At 61.9% G+C, this 20,910-nt stretch carries 16 protein-coding genes and 1 pseudogene; 16 read left to right on the top strand and 1 reads right to left on the bottom strand.

Annotation, left to right across the window (positions count from 1 at the left end):
- Positions 1-197: pseudogene (locus LMG28727_RS34400) on the bottom strand (threonine ammonia-lyase, biosynthetic); the annotation flags it as partial.
- A gap of 701 nt (positions 198-898) precedes the next feature.
- Here LMG28727_RS34400 and LMG28727_RS31205 point away from each other — a divergent pair.
- The 16 genes from LMG28727_RS31205 to LMG28727_RS31280 all read left to right on the top strand — a co-directional run bounded on the left by LMG28727_RS31205 (position 899) and on the right by LMG28727_RS31280 (position 20,858).
- Entirely contained in the window at positions 899-4,993 is a 4,095-nt protein-coding gene (locus LMG28727_RS31205; RefSeq protein WP_201646164.1) for a DUF3683 domain-containing protein, read from the top strand.
- A gap of 34 nt (positions 4,994-5,027) precedes the next feature.
- Positions 5,028-5,456 (top strand): HIT family protein, encoded by a 429-nt coding sequence (locus LMG28727_RS31210; RefSeq protein WP_201646165.1) that lies wholly within the window; start codon positions 5,028-5,030, stop codon positions 5,454-5,456.
- An 85-nt stretch (positions 5,457-5,541) separates the two neighbouring features.
- Complete coding sequence (locus tag LMG28727_RS31215; RefSeq protein ID WP_201646166.1) at positions 5,542-5,955, top strand: gamma-butyrobetaine hydroxylase-like domain-containing protein; 414 nt, start codon at positions 5,542-5,544, stop codon at positions 5,953-5,955.
- A gap of 67 nt (positions 5,956-6,022) precedes the next feature.
- Positions 6,023-6,754 carry a bifunctional demethylmenaquinone methyltransferase/2-methoxy-6-polyprenyl-1,4-benzoquinol methylase UbiE gene (gene ubiE / locus LMG28727_RS31220; RefSeq protein WP_201646167.1) on the top strand — a complete coding sequence of 244 codons (732 nt, stop codon included), beginning with the start codon at positions 6,023-6,025 and terminating at the stop codon, positions 6,752-6,754.
- Positions 6,755-6,792: 38 nt separating this feature from the next.
- Positions 6,793-7,788 (top strand): Tim44 domain-containing protein, encoded by a 996-nt coding sequence (locus LMG28727_RS31225; protein ID WP_201646168.1) that lies wholly within the window; start codon positions 6,793-6,795, stop codon positions 7,786-7,788.
- Positions 7,789-7,941: 153 nt separating this feature from the next.
- Positions 7,942-8,586 carry a ubiquinone biosynthesis accessory factor UbiJ gene (locus tag LMG28727_RS31230; RefSeq protein ID WP_201646169.1) on the top strand — a complete coding sequence of 215 codons (645 nt, stop codon included), beginning with the start codon at positions 7,942-7,944 and terminating at the stop codon, positions 8,584-8,586.
- Between the two features lie 15 nt (positions 8,587-8,601).
- The gene (ubiB, locus tag LMG28727_RS31235; RefSeq protein WP_074762983.1) at positions 8,602-10,179 is read left to right on the top strand and encodes a ubiquinone biosynthesis regulatory protein kinase UbiB; all 1,578 of its coding nucleotides are present in this window, start codon (positions 8,602-8,604) and stop codon (positions 10,177-10,179) included.
- Positions 10,180-10,354: 175 nt separating this feature from the next.
- Positions 10,355-10,978: a class I SAM-dependent methyltransferase gene (locus LMG28727_RS31240; protein WP_201646170.1), complete on the top strand. Its 624-nt coding sequence runs from the start codon at positions 10,355-10,357 to the stop codon at positions 10,976-10,978.
- Positions 10,979-11,191: 213 nt separating this feature from the next.
- Entirely contained in the window at positions 11,192-11,605 is a 414-nt protein-coding gene (locus tag LMG28727_RS31245; protein WP_201646171.1) for an FmdB family zinc ribbon protein, read from the top strand.
- 73 nt (positions 11,606-11,678) lie between these two features.
- Positions 11,679-12,332: a DUF502 domain-containing protein gene (locus tag LMG28727_RS31250; protein WP_074762989.1), complete on the top strand. Its 654-nt coding sequence runs from the start codon at positions 11,679-11,681 to the stop codon at positions 12,330-12,332.
- A 77-nt stretch (positions 12,333-12,409) separates the two neighbouring features.
- The gene (gene aspS / locus LMG28727_RS31255; RefSeq protein WP_201646172.1) at positions 12,410-14,209 is read left to right on the top strand and encodes an aspartate--tRNA ligase; all 1,800 of its coding nucleotides are present in this window, start codon (positions 12,410-12,412) and stop codon (positions 14,207-14,209) included.
- Between the two features lie 194 nt (positions 14,210-14,403).
- Complete coding sequence (gene nudB, locus LMG28727_RS31260) at positions 14,404-14,907, top strand: dihydroneopterin triphosphate diphosphatase (RefSeq protein WP_201646173.1); 504 nt, start codon at positions 14,404-14,406, stop codon at positions 14,905-14,907.
- Positions 14,904-16,163 (top strand): cardiolipin synthase ClsB, encoded by a 1,260-nt coding sequence (gene clsB / locus LMG28727_RS31265; RefSeq protein WP_201646174.1) that lies wholly within the window; start codon positions 14,904-14,906, stop codon positions 16,161-16,163. Before nudB ends, clsB begins: the two co-directional genes overlap by 4 nt.
- 381 nt (positions 16,164-16,544) lie before the next feature.
- Positions 16,545-18,119 (top strand): tetratricopeptide repeat protein, encoded by a 1,575-nt coding sequence (locus tag LMG28727_RS31270; RefSeq protein WP_201646175.1) that lies wholly within the window; start codon positions 16,545-16,547, stop codon positions 18,117-18,119.
- 250 nt (positions 18,120-18,369) lie between these two features.
- Positions 18,370-18,969 (top strand): TetR/AcrR family transcriptional regulator, encoded by a 600-nt coding sequence (locus LMG28727_RS31275; RefSeq protein ID WP_201646176.1) that lies wholly within the window; start codon positions 18,370-18,372, stop codon positions 18,967-18,969.
- Between the two features lie 101 nt (positions 18,970-19,070).
- Positions 19,071-20,858: an acyl-CoA dehydrogenase C-terminal domain-containing protein gene (locus LMG28727_RS31280; protein WP_201646177.1), complete on the top strand. Its 1,788-nt coding sequence runs from the start codon at positions 19,071-19,073 to the stop codon at positions 20,856-20,858.
- Positions 20,859-20,910 lie beyond the last annotated feature (52 nt).

Genomic DNA, 20,910 nt, shown 5'->3' on the forward strand with positions numbered 1-20,910 from the left:
AGATATACCGGGTTACGCAGCCGCGCCGACAGATTCGGCGCGCGTTCGAGTTCGGTCTCGCGGGCCACGTCGTAGACGCGCGCGGTCAGGGTTTTTTTCAGGTAGTCGTGGGAAGCCATGCGGGTGGCGCGGTGCGCTTTGTGAGACGGGAAAGGGTCAATGATAGCGCCAACGGTGCGGGCTCTGGCCTTTGGCATCTGCGTGGGAGCCGTGCCGAGGCCGCGCCAGAGCCGAGTGGAGGTCTTGCCGAAGCTTTTCTCAAATGGTGCTGAAGCGCCACGCAAGTTGTACGAAGGCCTGCCCGGAAATCCGGTTGGATGTTCGACAGAAGTGCGGCCGGAGCCCGATGGCGTTCCTGCTGAGGTCGGGCCGAGTCCCGATAGAACAACCTCGGAAGTTTGGTGCAAACGCGCTGGAAGTCACACGAAGTTTCCCGGAATTCTCGCCAGAGTATCGCCAAAACCCCTCCGAAGCCCAACCGGCTCCCACGCCCACACCCCAACCCGACCGTCCGGTCAAGAAGTTCCGCGCGCGTGCAAAAGAAGCCAATTCTTTCCGAATCTGCCCAAACTGCTTTCTCAACTGCAATTCCACCCGTCAACGCGTGGCGGAATCATGCGGTAGAATTCCGTTTTGGAATAAGGATCGGAAGATGCACTGGCAGCCTCAGATCGCCCACTTGATGCCCGTCCCGCGTGAGTCCTGCCCCGCGGCGGAGCGTCTCGTCCGCCACGCACGATCGTGTAGCTGTATCTGAGCGCCGCGAAGAGACCGATGTGATCAGGCCGTCGGTTGTGCTTCGTTCCCCAAGAAGATTTCCAAGCATTGCGCCCCACGCGCATTGTCAGTCGGCGGCTCCTGAGGAGCGCGCCCGATTGACCTACAGAGTCGTCCAAACATGAACGCACCTCAAGTTTTCGATCCGCACGGTGCCGCCGCTACGGTGGCCGCCGATCCCGAAGCGCGTCTGCGCGAAATTCCCTATAACTACACGTCGTTTTCCGACCGCGAAATCGTCATCCGTCTGCTAGGCAACGATGCCTGGAACGCGTTGGCCGAATTGCGCGCGGAACGCCGCACCGGCCGCTCGGCCCGGATGCTGTACGAAGTGCTGGGCGATATCTGGGTCGTGCGCCGCAATCCGTATCTGCAGGACGATCTGCTCGACAACCCGAAGCGCCGCGCGATGCTGATCGAAGCGCTGCATCACCGGTTGTCGGAGATCGAGAAGCGCCGCCGCGCCGATCTGGTCGCGCATGGCGATGAAGCCGGCATCGACCGCGCCGCTCGCGTTGAAACGCTGGTGCAGGCCGCGCGTCGCGCCGTCGACGAATTCGCGAGCGAGTTCCAGAAGACCTACGATCTGCGCCGCCGCGCGACCAAGGTGCTGGGCAAGGTCACCGAAAAAGACAACATCAAGTTCGACGGTTTGTCCCGCGTGTCGCACGTGACCGACGCGACCGACTGGCGCGTCGAATACCCGTTCGTCGTGCTCACGCCGGATACCGAAACCGAGATCGCCGGCATGATCAAGGCGTGTTTCGAACTCGGTCTGACCGTGATTCCGCGCGGAGGCGGCACGGGTTACACGGGCGGCGCGGTGCCGCTCACGCCGTTCTCGGCCGTCATCAATACTGAAAAGCTCGAACAGCTTGGCGCGGTCGAAATGACCGAATTGCCGGGTGTCGATCGTAAAGTCGCGACGATTTTCTCCGGCGCGGGCGTGGTGACGCGTCGTGTGACCGAGGCGGCCGAGCAGGCCGGTTTCGTGTTCGCGGTCGACCCGACCTCGCTCGATGCGTCGTGCGTCGGCGGCAATGTCGCGATGAACGCGGGCGGCAAGAAGGCTGTGCTGTGGGGCACGGCGCTCGACAATCTCGCCTGGTGGCGCATGGTCGACCCGGAAGGGAACTGGCTCGAAGTCACGCGTCTTGACCACAACATGGGCAAGATTCACGACATCGAAGTCGCGCGTTTCGAGCTGAAGTGGTTCGACGGCAACTACGCGCCGGGCGAAAAGCTGCTGCGCACGGAGGCGCTCGACATCAAGGGCCGCGTGTTCCGCAAGGAAGGCCTCGGCAAGGACGTCACCGACAAATTCCTCGCCGGCCTGCCCGGCGTGCAGAAGGAAGGCTGCGACGGGCTCATCACGTCCGCGCGCTGGGTGCTGCACAAGATGCCCGCGCATACGCGCACCGTCTGCCTCGAATTCTTCGGCCAGGCGCGTGAAGCGATTCCGAGCATCGTCGAAATCAAGGATTACCTATTCGAAACCTCCCGTCAGGGCGGCGCGATTCTCGCCGGTCTGGAGCATCTGGACGAGCGTTACCTGCGCGCAGTCGGTTATGCGACCAAGAGCAAGCGCAACGCGTTTCCGAAGATGGTGCTGATCGGCGACATCGTCGGTGACGACGCGGACGCGGTCGCGCAAGCGACCTCGGAAGTCGTGCGCATGGCCAACGGCAAGAGCGGCGAAGGCTTCGTCGCGGTCAACGCCGAGGCGCGCAAGCGCTTCTGGCTCGACCGCAGCCGCACGGCCGCGATCGCGAAGCACACCAACGCGTTCAAGATCAACGAAGACGTCGTGATCCCGCTCGACCGGATGGGCGAGTACACGGACGGCATCGAACGGATCAACATCGAGCTGTCGATCAAGAACAAGCTGCAACTGGTCGACGCGCTCGAAGCGTTCTTCCAGGGCGGCAAGCTGCCGCTCGGCAAGAGCGACGACGCGAACGAAATCCCGAGCGCCGAACTGCTCGAAGACCGTGTCCAGCAGGCGCTCGATCTGTTGAAACGCGTGCGTACGCGCTGGGAATTCCTGCGCGACAAGCTTGATCTGTCGGTGCGCGAGGCGCAGCACTATCTGGTCGGTCTCGGCTACGAAGCGCTGGCGGAAAAATTCGCCGATCGCGTCGATGCGCAGCCCGATGCGAGCGTGTTCCATATCACGCAGGACCGCACGATCCGCGTGTCGTGGAAGCAGGAAATCCGCGCCGAATTGCGGCAGATCTTCAACGGCGGCGAATTCAAGCCGATCCTCGAAGAAGCGCAGGCGATCCACAAGCAGGTGCTGCGCGGCCGCGTGTTCGTCGCGCTGCACATGCACGCGGGCGACGGCAACGTCCACACGAACCTGCCGGTCAACTCCGACAACTACGAGATGCTGCAGGACGCCCACACGGCGGTCGCGCGCATCATGAAGCTGGCGCGTTCGCTCGACGGCGTGATTTCCGGCGAGCACGGCATCGGCATTACGAAGCTCGAATTCCTGACCGAAGAAGAGATCGCGGAATTCCGCCAGTACAAGCAGCGCGTCGATCCGCATGGCCGCTTCAACGCGGGCAAGCTGCTCGAAGGCGCCGACCTGCGCAACGCGTACACGCCGAGCTTCGGGCTGATGGGCTATGAATCGCTGATCATGCAGCAGTCCGACATCGGCGCAATTTCCGAGTCGATCAAAGACTGTTTGCGTTGCGGCAAGTGCAAGCCCGTCTGCGCGACCCACGTGCCGCGCGCGAACCTGCTGTACAGCCCGCGCAACAAGATTCTCGCCACTTCGCTGCTGGTCGAGGCGTTTCTGTACGAAGAGCAGACGCGCCGCGGCGTGTCGATCAAGCACTGGGACGAGTTCAACGACGTCGCCGATCACTGCACCGTCTGTCACAAATGCGTGACGCCGTGTCCGGTGAAGATCGACTTCGGCGACGTGACGATGAACATGCGCAACCTGCTGCGCAAGATGGGCAAGAAGAAATTCAACCCCGGTAATGCAGCGGGCATGTTCTTCCTGAATGCCACGAATCCGCAGACCATCAACCTCGCGCGCACCGCGATGATGGGCGTCGGCTACAAGGCGCAGCGCCTGGGCAACGAAGTGCTGAAGAAGTTCACGAAGAAGCAGACGGCGCACCCGCCCGCGACGGTCGGCAAGCCGAAGGTCACGCAGCAGGTGATCCACTTCATGAACAAGAAGATGCCGGGCAATCTGCCGAAGAAAACCGCGCGCGCGTTGCTCGATATCGAGGACAACAAGATCGTCCCGATCATCCGCAATCCGAAGACGACCACGGCGGACACGGAAGCGGTGTTCTACTTCCCGGGCTGCGGCTCCGAGCGGCTGTTCTCGCAAGTCGGTCTCGCTACCCAGGCGATGCTGTGGGAAGCGGGCGTGCAAACCGTGCTGCCGCCGGGCTACCTGTGCTGCGGCTATCCGCAACGCGGCTCGGGCCAGTTCGACAAGGCCGAGCAGATCGTTACGGACAACCGCGTGCTGTTCCACCGCGTCGCCAACACGCTGAACTACCTCGACATCAAGACGGTGGTGGTGTCGTGCGGCACGTGCTACGACCAGCTCGCCGGCTACGAATTCGAGAAGATTTTCCCGGGCTGCCGGATCATCGACATCCACGAATTCCTGCTGGAGAAGGGCATCAAGCTGGAAGGCGTGAACGGCGTGCGCTACATGTACCACGACCCTTGCCACTCGCCGATCAAGACGATGGACCCGGTCAAACTGGTCAATCAGCTGATGGGTTCGGAGAAAGACGGCTACAAGATCGAGAAGAACGATCGTTGCTGCGGCGAATCCGGCACATTGGCAGTGACGCGTCCCGACATCTCGACGCAGGTCCGCTTCCGCAAGGAAGAGGAGATGCGCAAGGGCGCGGCCAAACTGCGTGGTATTCCGCTGGTCGCTGAAGCCGGCGCGAACGGGATCAATACGGCCAATGCATCGGCCGGGGCGGCGGGTGCGCCGGACGGCTCCGTGCTGAAGGCCGGTGACGGTCCGCAGCCGAAGGGCGCCACCGACGTGAAGATTCTCACGAGCTGCCCGTCGTGCCTGCAAGGCTTGTCGCGCTACAACGAAGATGCGGGCACCGAAGCGGACTACATCGTCGTCGAAATGGCGCGTCACGTGCTGGGCGAAGACTGGATGGCGGACTACGTCCAGCGGGCGAACAATGGCGGAATCGAGCGCGTGCTGGTTTAATGGCACGACTGACGATTTTTGCCTGAGGACGACGATGGACTGCGTTTTTTGCCGTGAAGACGGCGGCGATGTGCTGTGGCAGGACGACACGCTGCGTGTCGTCCTTGCCGACGAACACGATTACCCGGGCTTTTGCCGGGTCATCTGGAACCAGCACGTAGCCGAATTTTCCGATCTCGCCGCGAGCGACCGTGATCGCGTGATGAAGGCCGTGTACGCGGTCGAACGCGCGATCCGGCGTATTCTTCAGCCGGTCAAGGTGAACCTGGCGAGCCTCGGCAACCAGGTGCCGCACGTGCATTGGCACGTCATTCCGCGTTTTTCGAACGACGCACATTTTCCACTGCCCATCTGGGCGCCGCGCCAGCGCACGGTGTCCGAAGTCATGCTGTCGTCGCGCCGCGCGCAAGCCACGTTGCTGCGTGAAGCGGTGCGGCAGGAAATCGAACAGGCGCTTGGTTGAGCGCTGCCTGACTTGCCGCTTCGCACTTCGCTTGTAGAAAAGGCGAAGACCCGAGGCGGTACGGTATTTTCATACGAGGCTCATCATGAGCGGATTGACTCCCCAGACTCCGGTGCCAACCGGGGTGGTCGTGCATTCGAAGTCGCGCGTGCTCGAATTGCAGTACGCGAACGGCGAATCGTACCGGTTGCCGTTCGAATTGCTGCGCGTGTGTTCGCCGTCGGCGGAAGTGCAGGGCCATGGGCCCGGCCAGGAGACTTTGCAAACCGGTAAGCGCGAAGTCACGATCACGATGATCGAAGGCGTCGGCAACTACGCGGTGCAGCCGACTTTCTCCGACGGGCACGCTTCTGGCATCTATTCGTGGGACCTGCTGTACGACATGGCCGTGCGCCAGGACGAACTCTGGCGCGACTATCTCGCCAGACTCGCAGCAGCCGGCGTCGACCGCGATACGCCGATGGTGCCGGCCGGCGCTGCGCACGGGCATTGTCACTGATACGATTCGCCCCGAACGCCGCACTGATGCGGCGCAACATTTGAGAATACGCGAAAGGACGAGCGCGATGAGCAAAACCCACTTCGGCTTTCAATCGGTCGACGAACAGGACAAGGCGCAGAAGGTGGCGGGCGTATTCCACTCGGTCGCCTCCAACTACGACTTGATGAACGACCTGATGTCGGGCGGGTTGCACCGGGCGTGGAAGATGTTCACGATCGCCCAGGCGAACGTGCGGCCGGGCTACAAGGTGCTCGACATCGCCGGGGGCACCGGCGACCTGTCGAAGGCCTTCGCGAAACAGGCGGGCGACACCGGTGAAGTCTGGCATACCGACATCAACGAATCGATGTTGCGCGTGGGTCGCGACCGTCTGCTGGACAAAGGCGTGATCACGCCTGCGCTGTTGTGCGACGCGGAGAAAATTCCCTTTCCGGACAATTACTTCGATGTCGTCACGGTGGCATTCGGCCTGCGCAACATGACGCACAAAGACATCGCGCTCGCGGAAATGCGTCGCGTGCTGAAGCCGGCGGGCCGTCTGCTGGTGCTGGAATTTTCGAAGGTGTGGGACCCGCTCAAAAAGGTTTACGACGTCTATTCTTTTAAGGTGTTGCCGTGGCTGGGCGAACGCTTTGCGAAAGACGCCGAGAGCTATCAGTACCTGGCGGAATCGATCCGGATGCATCCGGATCAGGAAACTTTGAAAACAATGATGGAACAAGCGGGTCTCGACGGCGTCAAATATTACAATTTGTCAGCTGGCGTGGTAGCTTTACATGTGGGGACCAAATACTAGGGTCCCTAACCCATCGATTTTTAAAGGAAAGTACGAAAATGTCCGATTCAGGTGTGTTATCTCCCCGTAAGGTTGGGCGGTCGCTGGTGAGAAGAATCGGACTGATCGCGGTGGTCGGTCTGATCATGGCCGGCTCTCTCGCTTCGCTCGATGCGGAAGCGCGCCGCATGGGCGGTGGCCGTAGCTTCGGCCGTCAGTCGAACACCGTTCAACAACAGGCGGCGCCGTCGCAGCCTTCCCAGAGCAATCAGGCGATGCAGCAGCGTGCGCAGCCGTCCCCCACGCCCACGCCGCCCGCCGCACCTAACCGCTCGCGCTGGCTTGCGCCGATCGCGGGTCTCGCTGCCGGTCTCGGCATTGCCGCGTTGCTGTCGCACTTCGGTCTGGGCGGCGCGTTTGCCGGCATGATGGCGAACGTGATCGTGCTCGCGGTGATCGCGATGGTCGTCATCTGGCTGATCCGCCGCTTCACGGGCCGCAGGCGCGACACGGCGCAACCGGCTTACGCGGGCGCGTCGCCGTCGCTGAATGCGGGCAACACCGGTTATAACCAGCAGCCGATGGAACCGCGCTACAGCGCGCCGCCGTCGGGCTCGTACCTCGAACCGCAAGGCAATCCGCTGACCACGCCGTCCATCAATCCGATGCCCGTCGTGCCGGCCGGCTTCGATTCGGAAGCGTTCCTGCGCAACGCGAAGGTGTACTTCGTACGGTTGCAGGCTGCGTGGGACGTCGGCAATGTCGAAGACATCCGCGAATTCACTACGCCGGAAATGTTCGCTGAAGTACGGGTCGATCTGGCTTCGCGCGGTTCGGAGTCCAATCAGACCGACGTGGTGCAACTGAATGCCGAACTGCTGGGCGTTGAAGAACGCGCGAGCGAATTCTTCGCCAGTGTGCGTTTTTCCGGTCTGATTCGTGAAGCGCCCGGTGCAGCGGCTGAGCCGTTCGTCGAGGTGTGGAATCTGACGAAGGCGAACCGTGCAGGCGAAGGCTGGTTGCTCGCCGGCATCCAGCAGGTGGAGCAGCACTAAACTATCGGCGAGGCGGCGCGGAGCCAGTGCGCGTTGCCTCGATCGGGCACCCAACGTTGGCCGTTCGGCTGAGCAAGCTGCGAAGCGAACGGACGTTACAATAGGAACCCGCGCGAGCACCTCGTTCGCGCGGGTTTTTTCTTGCCACTTTCGATGACCCTCGCCGCCAAGCCCTTCGCTGCTGCTGTCAATCATCTGCTCGCCCGCGAATCGTGGGCTCGTGAGCGCCTCGTCCCTTATGCGGGCAAGACTGCCCGGCTGTCGTGTCCGCCGGTCGTGCTGACGCTGCTGGTGCAGCCAGACGGCTATCTGGGCGCAGTTTCCGAATCCGATACGCATCAGTACGACGTGACCATTTCGGTTGCGTCCGACGCGCTGCCGGCCTTCGTGCAAGGCGGCCAGGCCGCCGTCATGAAGCATGTGAAGATCGAGGGCGACGCCGAGTTCGCCACCGTGATCGCGAAGCTCGCCGAGCATTTGCGCTGGGAGCCGGAGGAAGACCTGTCGAAGCTGATCGGCGACGGTCCCGCGTGGCGGGTGGCATCAGTCGTGCGGACGGTCGGCGAGCATGTGCAACGCACCGGCCGCAATCTGCTCGACACGGCCGCCGAATATCTGCTCGACGAGAATCCGCAACTGGTGCGGCGTACCTCGCTTGAAGATTTCAACGTCGAACTGGCCCGCGCGCGCGATGCATTGGCGCGTGTGGAAAAACGCATCGAGCGTCTTGAACAGAAGGTCGAAGCCCGCGGCGCCGATGCGCCGGGCGGCGCCGCCACGTCGCGCGGCACGCGCTAGTCACCGGGCACAACTATGCGTTTTCTGCGTTTCCTCAAGATTTTTTTCACAGTCATCCGGTTCGGTCTCGATGAGATGATGCTGAGCCGCGTCAACGACCGGCGTGTGCGTCTGCTGCTGCGTATCACCACCATCGGCCGCAAGTTCGACGCGCCGCCGGGCGTGCGGTTGCGGCTCGCGCTCGAAAGCCTCGGGCCGATCTTCGTCAAGTTCGGCCAGGTGCTGTCCACACGGCGCGATCTGTTGCCTGTCGATATCGCGAACGAGCTGGCGAAACTTCAGGACCAGGTGCCCCCATTCGATTCGGCGGTGGCAATCGGCTTGGTCGAGAAGTCGCTCGGCGCTCCCGTCGACGTACTGTTCGACGATTTCGAGCGCGTGCCGGTGGCGAGCGCTTCGATCGCGCAGGTCCACTTCGCGAAGGTGAAGGCCGGCCAGCACGCGGGCAAGGCGGTCGCGGTGAAGGTGCTGCGCCCGAACATGCTGCCCGTGATCGATTCCGACCTCGCGTTGCTGCGCGATATCGCCGTGTGGGCCGAGCGTTTGTGGGCCGACGGCAAGCGCCTGAAGCCGCGCGAGGTGGTCGCCGAATTCGATAAATATCTGCACGATGAACTCGACCTGATGCGCGAGGCGGCCAATGGCAGCCAGTTGCGGCGCAACTTCGCCGGGCTCGATCTGCTGCTGGTGCCGGAGATGTACTGGGAGTTCTGCACGCCTACGGTGCTGGTGATGGAGCGGATGGTCGGCGTGCCGATCAGCCAGGTCGAGACGTTGCGCGCGGCGGGCGTCGACATTCCGAAGCTGGCGCGCGAAGGCGTCGAGATTTTCTTCACGCAGGTGTTTCGCGACGGTTTTTTTCACGCGGACATGCATCCGGGCAACATTCAGGTAAGTCTCGATCCGGCGCATTTCGGCCGCTACATTGCGCTGGATTTCGGCATCATCGGCGCGTTGTCGGACTTCGATAAGAATTATCTCGCGCAGAACTTCCTCGCGTTTTTCAAGCGGGACTATCACCGCGTTGCCACGCTGCATCTGGAGTCGGGCTGGGTGCCGCCGACCACCCGCGTCGAAGAACTCGAAAGTGCGATTCGCGCGGTCTGCGAGCCGTATTTCGATCGCGCGCTGAAGGATATTTCGCTGGGCCAGGTGCTGATGCGGCTGTTCTCGACGTCGCGCCGCTTCAACGTCGAGATCCAGCCGCAGCTCGTGCTGCTGCAGAAGACCATGCTCAACGTGGAAGGCTTGGGGCGCTCGCTCGATCCCGAACTGGATCTGTGGAAAACGGCCAAGCCTTATCTCGAACGTTGGATGAACGAGCAGATCGGTCTGCGCGGCTGGTACGAGCGTCTGAAGATCGAAGCGCCGCAGTGGAGCAAGACGCTGCCGCAACTGCCGCGGCTGATTCATCACGTGCTGGCGGAGCGTCACGACAACACGCGTGGCGCGAACGACGAGATGATTCGCCAGATTCTGCTCGAGCAGAAACGCACCAACCGCTTGCTGCAAGGCCTGCTGATGTTCGGCGTGGCGGTCGGTGTCGGGGCGGTGCTGGCGCGGGTGGTTCTCGCGCTCGCTTATGGTGGCTGATCTTAGGCTTTTGATTCTTGCGCCCGGTTCCAGTGCCCGGTTCAGCGTCCGACCCAGACGCCCGATTTCGCGCCCGATGCTGGGCAGCAAGTCCCGCATCTGAGCCGGTGACGGATTACCGCGCCCATTCCAGCACTTGGTCCGAGCGATCGACAGCAAAACAGCGAGGCTTCCGATGAGCGACCCGACCCAATCTCCCGCGCCCGATTTTGCGACCCGCGATCCCAATTCGCCAGCCTTCTGGGACGAACGCTTCGAGCGCGGCTTCATGCCGTGGGATCAGGCGGGCGTGCCTGCGGCGTTTCGTTCATTCGCCGGGCGACATGGCGGCGCGGCTGTGTTGATCCCAGGCTGCGGCAGCGCATACGAGGCCGTTTTGCTCGCACGGCAACGCAACCCGGTCCGCGCAATCGACTTCTCGCCGGCTGCGGTCGCGGCGGCACAGCAGCAGTTGGGCGAGCAATATGCGCAGCTGGTGGAGCAGGCGGATTTCTTCACCTACGAGCCGCCTTTTACACCCGCCTGGATTTACGAGCGCGCGTTCCTGTGCGCGCTGCCGCTGGCTCGTCGCGCTGACTACGCGCAACGCATGGCCGAGCTGTTGCCCGCAGGCGCACTTCTCGCGGGCTTCTATTTCATCGGCGCGACGCCCAAAGGGCCGCCGTTCGGTATCGAGCGCGCGGAACTCGACGCATTGCTGACGCCGCACTTCGAGTTGATCGAAGACGAGGCGGTGAACGACTCAATCGCGGTTTTTGCAGGACGGGAGCGCTGGCTCACCTGGCGTCGCCGTGGCTGAGGGCACACCCAACGGGAAGTGAATCCCCATGCGCATACGCTGAAGTACCCGACGTCGCCAGTAACCCGCACTTGATTCGCACACAGCCGCCCCAATTTACGTGAACGGCGGCTGCGTCGAGCATTGGTTCCTGAAATCCGGGGAACCCATACTGTTTGCGGCTATAATTCAAGGCTTTGCAAGCGTTTACAAGATTTCAGTAGGGAAAAGATCATGCCGATCTACGCTTATCGTTGCGAGTCATGCGGCTTCGGGAAGGACGTGCTTCAGAAGATGAGCGACCCCCAGTTGACGCAGTGTCCCGAGTGCGGGAAAGACACCTTTCGCAAGCAGGTCACTGCTGCCGGTTTCCAGTTGAAGGGCTCCGGCTGGTATGTAACCGATTTCCGCGGCGGCAATGGCGGCGCCAGCGCGCCGGCCAAGCCCGACGCTAATGGCGACTCGAATGGCGCCAATGCCAAATCGGGCGAGAATGCAGCGGCTGCCAATAATGGCGTCGCGAAATCCGACACGGGCTCGGCGGGCAGCACGGCCGCAGCCGGTTCATCGAGCGCAGCCGCAACGCCGGCCGCATCTGCTGCCGCACCGGCCGCTTCGGCGAGTTCGAGCGGTTCCGGCAGCGCCTAGTGGGACTGCCGCCTTCGGGCGGCGCACACACAGCGCGTAGAGCTTCGGCTCGCGCGGCTTTCTGGCGGTACACATGACGACGAAAAAAACGACGCTCAAATCGGTGTTTCTGACTGGCCTGCTGGTGCTGGTGCCTCTGGCTATCACACTGTGGGTGCTCGGTCTGATCATCGGCACGATGGACCAGACGCTGTTGCTGCTGCCCACTTCGTGGCAGCCGGAACGGGCTATCGGTTATCGACTGCCCGGGCTCGGCGCCGTGCTGACGCTGGCGTTTATCTTTGTCGTCGGACTGTTGACGCAGAACTTCATTGGGCAGAAGCTCGTGAAGTGGTGGGAATTGCTGGTCGCTCACATTCCGGTGGTCGGCCCGATCTACACCAGCGTCAAACAGGTGTCCGACACCTTGCTGTCGAGTAGCGGCAACGCGTTCCGCAAGGCGCTGCTGATCGAATATCCGCGCCGCGGCTCCTATACGATTGCGTTTCTGACCGGCATTCCGGGCGGCGACGTGGTCAACCACCTGAAAGAAGATTACGTCAGCGTGTATGTGCCGACTACGCCGAACCCAACGTCCGGCTTCTTCCTGATGGTGCCCAAGAGCGAAGTGATCGAACTCGACATGACAGTCGACGCCGCGCTCAAGTACATCGTCTCGATGGGCGTCGTGGCGCCGTCCGCGCCTCCGGCGCCGGTGCGCCGCACGACAGTCGAGCCTCCGCTGTAATGCCGGTGCGCAAAAGTTTCACGCAGTGTTTCACTGCCGCGCGCCGATCAACCAATGCATAACGAAAGACAAACATCATGTCGATGAGAACTGAATACTGCGGTCTGGTGACCGAAGAACGGCTGGGCCAAACTGTTTCGTTGTGTGGCTGGGTGAGCCGCCGCCGCGACCATGGCGGCGTCATCTTCATCGACCTGCGCGATCGCGAAGGCCTCGTTCAAGTCGTCTGCGACCCGGACCGCGCGGAAATGTTCAAGGCCGCCGAAGGCGTGCGCAACGAGTTCTGCCTGCAGATCAAGGGTGTCGTGCGCAGCCGTCCGGAAGGCACGACCAACGCCGCGCTGAAGAGCGGCAAGATCGAAGTGCTGTGCCACGAACTGATCGTGCTGAACGCGTCGATCACGCCGCCGTTCCAGCTCGACGACGACAACCTGTCGGAAACCACGCGTCTCACGCATCGCGTGCTCGACCTGCGCCGTCCGCAAATGCAGCACAACCTGCGTCTGCGTTACCGCGTCGCGATCGAAGCGCGTAAGTATCTCGACTCGCTCGGCTTCATCGACATCGAAACGCCGATGCTGACCAAGAGCACGCCGGAAGGCGCACGCGACTACCTGGTGCCGTCGCGTACGAACCCGGGTCAGTTCTTCGCGCTGCCGCAGTCGCCGCAACTGTTCAAGCAGTTGCTGATGGTCGCGAACTTCGATCGCTATTACCAGATCGTCAAGTGCTTCCGCGACGAAGACCTGCGCGCCGACCGTCAGCCGGAATTCACGCAGATCGACTGCGAAACCTCGTTCCTGTCGGAACAGGAAATCCGCGATCTGTTTGAAGACATGATCCGTCACGTGTTCAAGGAAACGATCGGCGTCTCGCTGGACGAAAAATTCCCGGTCATGCTGTATTCGGAAGCGATGCGCCGCTTCGGTTCGGACAAGCCGGACCTGCGCGTGAAGCTCGAATTCACCGACCTGACCGACGCGGTCAAGGACGTCGACTTCAAGGTGTTCAGCACGCCGGCCAACACGAAGGACGGCCGCGTCGCAGCGATCCGCGTGCCGAAGGGCGGCGAGCTTTCGCGTGGCGATATCGACAGCTACACGGAATTCGTGCGCATCTACGGCGCGAAGGGTCTCGCGTGGATCAAGGTCAACGAAGTCGCGAAGGGCCGTGACGGTCTGCAAAGCCCGATCGTCAAGAACCTGCACGACGAAGCGGTCAAGGCGATCATCGAGCGCACCGGTGCGCAAGACGGCGACATTATTTTCTTTGCGGCAGATCGCGCGAAGGTGGTGAACGACAGCTTGGGCGCACTGCGTCTGAAGATCGGTCATTCGGAATTCGGCAAGGCCAACGGCTTGGTCGAGTCGGGCTGGAAGCCGCTGTGGGTGATCGACTTCCCGATGTTCGAGTACGACGAGGAAGACAACCGCTACGTCGCCGCGCATCACCCGTTCACGAGCCCGAAGGACGAGCATCTCGAGTATCTGGAAACGGATCCGGCGCGCTGCCTCGCGAAGGCCTACGACATGGTGCTGAACGGCTGGGAAATCGGCGGCGGTTCGGTGCGTATCCACCGTGAAGAAGTGCAGAGCAAGGTGTTCCGCGCGCTGAAGATCAACGCGGAAGAAGCGCAAGCCAAGTTCGGCTTCCTGCTCGACGCGTTGCAATATGGCGCGCCGCCGCACGGCGGTATCGCGTTCGGTCTGGACCGCATCGTCACGATGATGGCCGGCGCCGATTCGATCCGCGACGTGATCGCGTTCCCGAAGACGCAACGCGCACAGTGTCTGCTCACGCAGGCGCCGAGCGAAGTGGACGAGCGCCAGTTGCGCGAGTTGCACATCCGCGTGCGTACGCCGGAACCGAAGGCGTAATGGCTTGAGGTCAGTCGCTCGATGCCGCTGAGTGCTGTCCGGAAGCGACAGTAGAAGCACCCGAAAAAGGCGCAGGAGGAAACTCCCGGCGCCTTTTTCTTTTTTTGCGTTACAGTCGATGCAACTGCTTTCGAGCGTTCATTGGACCATTCGCCGACATGTACCGCGCATAGGTTGCGCCCAGTTTTTACACCATGCCGAAACCGCCGAAAATTCCACAATCCGTTCTGGTCATCATCCATACGCCCGCGCTCGACGTGTTGCTGATCGAGCGCGCCGATCATCCAGGCTTCTGGCAGTCGGTCACCGGTTCAAAAGATGCGCTCGATGAACCGCTCGCCGAAACGGCGGCCCGCGAAGTCGCCGAAGAAACGGGCATTGTGGTGGGGAGTGCTCTCGTGCCGCCGGGCGCGTTATTCGACTGGCAGTATTCGATCGAATACGAGATTTATCCGGAGTTCCGGCATCGTTACGCCGAGGGCGTGATCCACAACACCGAGCACTGGTTCAGCGTGCAGGTGCCCGAGCAGCTCGAGGTGACGCTCGCGCCGCGCGAGCACACCGCGTTCGTGTGGCTTCCGTATGAAGAGGCTGCGTCGCGCTGCTTTTCGTCATCGAATGCGGATGCGATTTTGCAACTGCCCAAGCGGCTCGGCAGGCGTCCTGCTGATGAGTTTTCCACGGGGCGCAGCCAGTGAGCTCAGGCGGCGTGAGCCGTTTCGCGCGACTGCGGCATGCGCTGCTGGGCCGCCGTTATTGGCAACGCTATCGCTTCACGAGCGACAACGACGTCAAACTCCTGCGCTCCGGCGATGAATTCTTCAGCGCGCTGATCGAGCGGATCGACGAAGCGCAGCATGATGTCGTTCTCGAAACCTACATCTTCTGCTACGACAAAGCCGGGCAAGCGGTCAGCGCGGCTCTGTTGCGCGCAGCCTCGCGCGGCGTGAAAGTGCGCGTGATTACCGACGGCATCGGCACCGCGCGTTTGACGATGTTCAACGAATGGCCGCTAGCCGGCATCGACCATCGCATTTACAACCCGCATCTGTTTGGGCGCTTCGGCTTTTCGCGCACGCATCGCAAGCTCGCGGTGATCGACGATCAGTTTGCGTATTGCGGCGGGATCAACATCGTCGACGACTACGAGAACAACGGCGAGACGCTGCCGTTCCGGCGCTGGGACTTTGCGGTCGAACTGCACGGGCCGGTGGTCGCCGATGTCCGTCAGGCATTCGAGGTGCAATGGCGGCGGATCCGTCTCGGGCATCGGCCACTCGAGTCGATGGAACCCGATCTCGCGACGCAGAACACCGCGTCGCTTGGCAGTTTGCGCCGTCGTCGCCGGCGTCGTAACGAGCAATTATGGGCGGGCGGTCAGCCATGCGTGGCGTTTGTCGCGCGCGACAACCTGATCAACCGTCGCGCGATCGAAAAGGCGTATCTCGCCGCGATCGGCCAGGCGCGTCACGAGGTGCTGCTGGCGAATCCGTACTTCATGCCGGGGCGCAAGTTGCGGCGCGCGCTGGTGTTTGCCGCGCGACGTGGGGTGGTGGTGAAGCTCATCATCGGGCGCAAGGAGTTCAAGGCGCTCGATTACGCAGTGCCGTTCCTGTATCACGCGTTGCTTCGCGCCGGCGTGCAGATCGCCGAGTACGAGAAAACGCTGCTGCACGGCAAGGTCGCGGTCGTGGATTCGAACTGGGGGACGGTGGGCTCGTCGAACCTGGATGCCTTGAGCCTGATGCTCAATAACGAGGCGAACGTAGTGCTGGTGAACGACCCGTCAATCGACGTGTTGCGCGAGGCGATCCTCGGTGCATTCAAGGATGCACGGCGGATCGACGAGGCGCGATATGAAGCGCGTCCCGCGGGGGAGCGGGCGCTGAATTGGGTGGCTTACACGACCTATCGGGTGGCGATGAAGTTGTTGACGGTGGGCGGCTACGACTAGCACGGGGAGCGTGCTGCGATGGATTGGTGAGCGGCAAAGACAGTGAGTGCCACCAGGACACGCCCCGAACAGTCAAGGCCGTCACGGACAACACCCAGGCCTCCGCGTGAACGTAAAACGCGGCTATCGATGCTGGAATAAGAAAACGGCAGAACCTCAATCGGGCTCAGACTTTTTCCCACCCCATTGCGGACCTTTCCCAAATCCCCGGCCCACCACGCAAACCATAATCACAGTTCGCCAGAAGTCGAGCGCCCGACGCAAAAGCGCCTGCCGTCGCCAAGACCTCTTCCAGAACAAGCAGTGTGTCCGGCCGCACCGCGCCGAGCACAGTGAGCGGTGCAGCCCAGCCGGGCCGTAACAGAGGCCTGTCCGCCCCTCATGTCCGCTAATCGTCCCACTCCATCCAGCAGCGCAACATCGAGCCTTCACGACCAGGCTGTCGCCGCTTACCAGGCCGGCCACCATGACCAGGCACAGACGCTCGCCGATCAGATCCTGCAGGCGGATAGCAGGCACACCGGCGCCATGCATCTGAAGGGTTTGCTCGCCCTTGCAGCCGGTAACCCGCAACGCGCGCAACAGTGGCTCGATCAGGCAATCCAGCTCCGTCCGGAGCCGAACCTGTACAACTCGCTCTATGCCGTTCAACTCCGATTGGGTGACAACGCCGGAGCCATTCAGAGCCTGCGCAACGGACTCGCGCTGCAGCCGGACTTCGCCGCGCTCCACTACAACCTCGCGTTGACGCTGCAACATCTCGATTGTCCTGAAGACGCCGCGGTGAGCTACCGCCGGGCGCTCGAACTCGATCCCGGCCACTCGGCAGCGCACAACAACCTCGGCCGCATCTTCGCGGACCTGGGCGTTCCCGTGCAGGCGGAGCATCACTACCGCCGCGCGCTCGAACTTGCGCCGGCCAATCTCATCGCACGCAATAACCTGTCGATGGTGCTGCTCGCCACCGGCCGTTATCAGCAGGCGTGGCCGTATTTTGAAGACCGCTGGGCCAGCTTCCGTCGCGCCGATGGAAGCCCGGCACCCGAGCCTGTGCAAGCACCGTTGCCGCGCTGGTCGGGCGAGGGACCGTCAGGCGTCCACGCCGCGGGTAGGAAAGGTGTGCCAAGCGAACGCCTACTCGTACTCGGCGAGCAAGGTTACGGCGACAGTCTGCAATTCGTTCGCTATCTGCCGATGGCGCTCGAACGCTTCGCGCAGGTCGGCTATGTGTGTCCGGCGCCGCTGCGTCGTCTGTATGAAGAATCGTTGTGTTCACGCTGGCCCGGGCTCGTGCTGCTCGGCGCAGCACCGGCTGAGCCGGGCAACTGGGACTGCTACTGCCCGCTCATGTCGTTGCCGATGGCTTTCAACACGCAACTCGCGACCATTCCGGCCAACACGCCCTATCTATACGCCGATAAAGTGCGTGCCGCGAGCTGGCGCACGCGGCTCGACGCGTTCCCGGACGCCCATATGCCACGCGTCGGCGTGGTATGGGCTGGCGGCCATTCGGGCATTGCGGTGGACCGCTTGCGTAGCCTCACCGCCGCTCAAATCGCGCCGCTGCTCGCGCTGGAACAAATCCGCTGGATCAGTCTGCAAAAGACCGACGACCCGGCAAAGCTCGCCGATCCGGCCAGCCACGCGCGTCTAACGGACTGGACCGCCGACCTCGCCGATTTCGCAGAGACCGCTGCACTGATCGAAAACCTCGATCTGGTGATTTCCGTCGACACCTCGGTCGCGCATCTCGCCGCGGCCATGGACAGACCGGTGTGGTTGCTCAACCGCTTCGCGGGCTGCTGGCGCTGGCTGCGCGAGCGGGACGACAGCCCGTGGTATCCCAGCCTGCGTCTTTTCACGCAGCAACAGCGCGGCAACTGGGACGACGTGCTAACACGCGTCGGCGCGGCACTCCAGCAGCGTTTTCCCCATCAGAATTCCAACCTCTTCTAGATTTCCACCCACTTGCTGCATCATGTCAGCCGACTGCGACCATCTCGAAAAACAGATAGGCCAATCTGCAACAATTGTCGAACGACAAAGGCCTCTAAAAAATCCGATTCATCTGATTGACGGATGTCGCAGAATTGAAACTCGGTTAGAAACCGGTTTCTAATAAAGTCCTTGTTTCGCGGACGGCAGCACTCAATAATAGTACGGCCGTTCGATTTTCTTTCGGTCTCATTAGAACGGTAAAACAGCTATGCGAAAAGGCGAACAAACACGGGTCGCGATTCTTGAGGCGGCTCTCGATCTGGCAAGCCGGGACGGACTGGAAGGTCTGACAATCGGGCTGCTGGCCGAGCGCATGCAGATGAGCAAAAGCGGTGTGTTCGCGCATTTCGGGTCGCGCGAAGATTTGCAGGTTGAAGTCGTACGCGAATATCACCGTCGTTTTGAAGACGAGGTGTTTTTCCCGAGTTTGCGTGAGCCTCGTGGCTTGCCGCGCTTGCGCGCGATGATTTCCCGCTGGATCGAAAAACGCATTCAGGAAGTCACCACTGGGTGCATCTATATCAGCGGCGCGGTCGAATATGACGATCGCGCGGACAGCCAGGTGCGCGAGCAACTGGTGTCGAGCGTGACGATCTGGCGAGCGGCACTCAATCGCGCGATTTCGCAGGCAATGGAAGAAGGGCATCTGCGTGCCGACACCGATCCGCAGTTGATGCTGTTCGAACTGTATAGCTTCACGCTCGGTCTGCATCATGACGCACGTTTCCTGCACTTGCCGGATGCCGTGCGCCTCACGTGGGCCGCGCTGGAAAAATTGATTGTTTCGTATCAAAGCGAAAGCCGTTAGCAGCGTCGCCGGGAACCCAAACGGATTCGGCGGCGCAGAAAGTTCCGATCCACGGACTCAGCTAACAGCCTGGCTTCTTGTCAAACTTGGGAGAGAGAGTCATGGGACAGTACGCCGCGCCGCTGCGCGACATGCAATTCGTGTTGCACGAACTGCTTAACGTCGAAGCCGAAATCAAGCAGATGCCAAAGCACGCTGATCTCGATGCCGACACGATCAACGCCGTGCTCGAAGAAGCCGGCAAGTTCTGCTCCGAAGTGCTGTTCCCGCTCAACCACAGCGGCGACCAGGAAGGCTGCACCTACGTCGGCGACGGCGTCGTGACCACGCCGAAGGGCTTCAAGGAAGCGTATCAGCAGTATGTCGAAGCCGGCTGGCCCGCACTGGGCTGCGATCCGGAATACGGCGGCCAGGGCCTGCCCGCGTTCGTCAACAACGCGTTGTACGAAATGCTGAACTCGGCGAACCAGGCGTGGACGATGTACCCAGGCCTGTCGCACGGCGCTTACGAATGTCTGCATGCGCACGGCACGCCCGAGTTGCAAAAGGCGTATCTGCCGAAGCTGGTGGCGGGTGTCTGGACCGGCACGATGTGTCTGACCGAGCCGCATTGCGGCACCGACCTCGGCATTCTGCGCACCAAGGCAGAACCGAATAGCGACGGCTCGTACGCGATCAGCGGCACGAAGATTTTCATCTCCAGCGGCGAACACGATCTCGCCGAAAACATCGTTCACCTGGTGCTCGCGCGTCTGCCGGGCGCACCGAACGGCACCAAGGGCATTTCGCTGTTCATCGTGCCGAAGTTCGTCCCGAACGAAGCGGGCGAGCCGGGCGAGCGTAACGGCGTGAAGTGCGGTTCCATCGAACACAAGATGGGCATTCACGGCAACGCCACCTGTGTGATCAACCTCGACAACGCGAAAGGCTGGCTCGTCGGCGAGCCGAACAAGGGCCTTAACGCGATGTTCGTGATGATGAACGCCGCGCGTCTGGGCGTTGGCATGCAGAGTCTGGGTCTGACCGAAGTCGCGTATCAGAACTCGCTCACGTACGCGAAAGAGCGTCTGCAAATGCGCTCGCTCACTGGCCCGAAAGCGCCGGAAAAAGCCGCTGATCCGATCATCGTTCATCCGGACGTGCGCCGCATGCTGCTCACGCAGAAGGCCTACGCGGAAGGTGCGCGTGCGTTCTCGTACTGGTCCGCGCTGCATATCGACAAGGAACTGTCGCACGCCGACGAAGCCGCGCGTAAGGAAGCCGCCGACCTCGTCGCATTGCTTACGCCGATCCTGAAAGCGTTCCTGTCGGACAACGCGTTCGAAGGCACCAATCACGCCATGCAGATTTACGGCGGCCACGGCTTTATCGCCGAGTGGGGCATGGAGCAGTACGTGCGCGACGCGCGTATCAACATGATCTACGAAGGCACCAATGCGATTCAGGCGCTCGACCTGCTGGGCCGCAAGATCCTCGGCGACATGGGCGCGAAGATGAAGAAGTTCGGCAAGCTGGTGACGGAATTCGTCGAAGCCGAAGGCATCAAGCCGGAAATGCAGGAGTTCATCAACCCGCTCGCGGACATCGGCGACAAGGTGCAGAAGCTGACGATGGAAATCGGCATGAAGGCAATGCAGAACCCGGACGAAGTCGGCGCCGCGGCTGTGCCGTATCTGCGTACCGTCGGCCATCTCGTGTTCTCGTACTTCTGGGCACGCATGGCACGCATCGCACTGGACAAAGAGGCGTCGGGCGATCCGTTCTACAAGGCGAAGCTCGCCACCGCACGTTTCTACTTCGCGAAGCTGCTGCCGGAAACGGCAATGACGATCCGTCAGGCACGCGCCGGTTCGAAGTCGATGATGGACGTCGAAGAGTCGCTGTTCTAAGCGAACCTAATACCCTCGAGGCAGGCGCCGCGCGCGATAACACCGCGGCGCC

This window comes from Paraburkholderia metrosideri, from assembly GCF_904848625.1.
In the GTDB taxonomy this organism is placed as follows: domain Bacteria; phylum Pseudomonadota; class Gammaproteobacteria; order Burkholderiales; family Burkholderiaceae; genus Paraburkholderia; species Paraburkholderia metrosideri.